The sequence below is a fragment of the Bifidobacterium sp. POST2/T3 (B1) genome (genome assembly GCF_058197115.1).
The window spans coordinates 1-2,871 of the sequence record NZ_JBVPQK010000336.1 but is presented as its reverse complement, the minus strand read 5'-3'; the positions used below and the strand labels follow the sequence as shown (position 1 = coordinate 2,871).

Here is a 2,871-nt window from a genome sequence, read left to right as displayed (position 1 = left end):
TGTTCGACTCCATCCTCCAGCTCACCCAGGCCCCCTGGCGGATCGTGGTGGTGGATAACGAGAATTCGGCAGACACGCGAACCATGGTCGAGCAGTTCTCAGAACGTGTGACAGGACGTTGGGGCAGGACCATCATCGACGGCTCCGGCAATCAGGATCGTGTCGTTTATCTGCCACAGGATCACAATGGCGGTGGCGCGGGAGGCTTCTCCGCTGGCGTGCGCAAGGCATACGAGCTGGGGGCCAAGTGGTTCTGGGTCATGGATGATGACGTTGCAGTAGAGCCCGAAGGACTTGACCTGCTGGCTAAGTGGAGTGAACGCTATCAGGTGGTGCAGGGTTCCCGGCTGGATTATGATGGTGGCCCCTTCTATTGGCAGTATCATTTTCTGACCGCTTTGGGCATTCCAGACCCGATAGCACCGGGGGAGTTCGGACCATCAGGATGTCGGCCTATGAACACCATGTGTTTTGAAGGTGGTTTCTTCTCCCGGCAGGTTGTGGAGCAAATCGGTCTGCCTGACCCACGTTTCTTCATCTATTGGGATGACACCATCTATGGGTATTTGGCATCCAAGGTCACACAGCCTGTGGTCGTCTCCGATATAGTCATGCGTCGGACTCGCAACATCGCTAATTGGAATATCGCTGGTGTGCGCCAGCTCAATTCCACATCGGATATGAACCGTTATCACATTATGCGCAACCGGGGCTTTATGGCCAGGTATTTCATGGTTCATGGGGACTATCGACCCCTGGCTTTTGCCCTGGGGACCCTGGCAACAGCTCTCAAGGAAGTCATTCGCCTTCTGGCTGTTGATCGCAGTCACATCATGACTGGTATTCCTGCCATCCTGAAGGGTTGGGTGGATTCGCGCCAAATATTGCATGATCCCGACTGGAGGCCCATGGAGCCCCTCAGAGGCCAACCAGCCGGGGAAATGCAGCGCGCCTGAACGGTCTGACTGCTACTTTTCTTGACTTCCTGCCTGGAAGTACTCCATGGAACCGATAGGTCCTGCCAGGTGAAAGCCGTCGTCTTGGTAGACGACCTTTGTGACGGCGGTGTTGTCCATGTCAGGGATGGGGCAGTGATCGTCAATGGCCACCAGGAACTGTTGCAGGCACATGCCGGAGGAGACCACCAGGACAGGCCCGCCGCCCTCTTCGATGGCAGATTGGGCGATGCGCGTCAATACTGCGATCATTCTGCTGCGGACCTGGGCGGTGGTCTCAGCCCGGTCCTGTTCTTCCAGTCCGGCGGACAGGACGTCCTGGGCGTCCAGCCGGTGGAAGGTGTCCTGCATATGGACGGAGATGTTCCTGCCGTAGGTTGACTTGGCCGCAGCGAAATTCTCGAACCCCATGGCTGCGCAGACTTGGTCCAGAGTAGTGCGTTCGTCCCGGCCCTCGAAACTTCCGAAATTGTCCTCGCGCAGGTCAGGGTCCACCCCCACGCGCAGGTCTCCATTGCCGGACATATCAAGGGCCAGGCGGGCCGTTTCATACTGACGACTCAGATTGCCACTCCAGGCTGCCCGGAAGCGAATGGGCCGCAGACCCAGACCGAACTGGCGCACGTCCTCGCGGCCTTGCTGGGTGAGCGGAAAATCAGACCAGCCCTGCATCAGATGCATGACATTGGCCGTCGTTCTGCCGTGCCGGGTCAGGTAAAGGGTTGTCGAACCTGCTTCAGTGCTCGGTTCGGCGGTTGACTGAGATGATGATGCTCCATTGTTCATAGTTCATCACCCTACACGGTCCCCTTGCCGGGGCACTGGAATACAGTCGCGGTCAGGGCCTGATGAAACGGCCTCCATCGCCCCAAGTCCATGTGCCGCCGCCGGATCCGATCTGGAAATTCATTTTGGCTATGCCCAGATCCACTGCGGAGCCATAGGCGACCGAGGGGTCCAGAGTGGCGATCGCATCGCCCGTGTTCTTGTCCCAGGCAAAAACCACGGGCTGTCCGTTCATGGCCGAAGGCGCCTTGGCGGCGGCAGCCACGCCGGCCTTGAACCATTCTGGAGCCTCCTGGCGGTCCTGCACGCTCATGGAAGAAGTCAGCTCCTCATAGCTCTTAGAGGTTCGATGCTCGCTCTGACGTTGGCAAAGCTTGTCGAAGTCCTGATTGCCGTAGCCGACCTGGTCGGCCGGATAGCCGATAGTGACCACCAGATAGAGCGACTGGCTGGGAGTGATCCGGCAGTGGCGCTCTGCTGCCTGACGGTCCCAGCTGCCTGACACCCATCCTGTCCCCAGTCCGTACAGGGTGGCGGCAAGAACCATGCGCTCGCCATAAAAGCCGGCTTTTTCCAGGCTCTCCTGATCATCCTTGGGTCCGACCAGGGCAAGGTAGTTGGCCGCATTGGCCAGGTGGCCGGAGGCATTGTCGGCAGTGAAGGCGTCCGGCTTGCCTAGGACCAGTTGCATGTCCAGACCGCTGAGCGTATTCAGAGCATTCAAGGTGCTGCCCAGCTGCCTTGCTAGGTCGGGATCGATGGGCTTGGGATCGTATTCTCTGGTGGTGATGCGCACGTTGACTGCGTCAATGAGCTGTGTATGTTCGGTCATAGCCTCATTATCTCACCCGATTCTTCTTTCTGCAGTTTGTAGCACAAGGCAGGCGGAAGGGTCAGCCCTAGTCCGGTTTATGTCGCTCCTACGGGTTGCAGAGGCATGGCTTGGGGTACAATCGCTACCGTGCCGGTTCGGACCCTCATCTTTGATCAGCTAAGGAGCAGTAATGATTGAAACAGCGCAGGCTTTCGGAGTGGATATCGGTGGATCCGGCATTAAGGCTGCCCCTGTTGACCTGACGATCGGAGATTTTGCAGAGCCCCGCAAGAAGATTCTGACTCCTGAGCATTC

At 58.1% G+C, this 2,871-nt stretch carries 3 protein-coding genes and 1 pseudogene; 2 read left to right on the top strand and 2 right to left on the bottom strand.

All coding sequences use genetic code 11. The annotated features are described in order from the left end of the window. Nucleotides 1-956, top strand: a 956-nt coding sequence (locus tag AC0AP0_RS11255; protein ID WP_490430528.1) for a glycosyltransferase, incomplete at its 5' end; no start/stop codon positions are given. Between the two features lie 12 nt (nucleotides 957-968). On the opposite strand, the gene AC0AP0_RS11250 is transcribed toward AC0AP0_RS11255, so the two are convergent. Together AC0AP0_RS11250 and AC0AP0_RS11245 are read right to left on the bottom strand one after the other, a co-directional pair. After that, nucleotides 969-1,742 (bottom strand): histidine phosphatase family protein, encoded by a 774-nt coding sequence (locus AC0AP0_RS11250; RefSeq protein ID WP_445341712.1) that lies wholly within the window; start codon nucleotides 1,740-1,742, stop codon nucleotides 969-971. 52 nt (nucleotides 1,743-1,794) lie between these two features. Continuing rightward, the gene (locus tag AC0AP0_RS11245) at nucleotides 1,795-2,574 is read right to left on the bottom strand and encodes a nitroreductase family protein (RefSeq protein ID WP_445341711.1); all 780 of its coding nucleotides are present in this window, start codon (nucleotides 2,572-2,574) and stop codon (nucleotides 1,795-1,797) included. Nucleotides 2,575-2,746: 172 nt separating this feature from the next. On the opposite strand from AC0AP0_RS11245, the pseudogene AC0AP0_RS11240 reads away from it, so the two are divergent. Beyond that, nucleotides 2,747-2,871, top strand: a pseudogene (locus tag AC0AP0_RS11240) (ROK family protein); the annotation flags it as partial.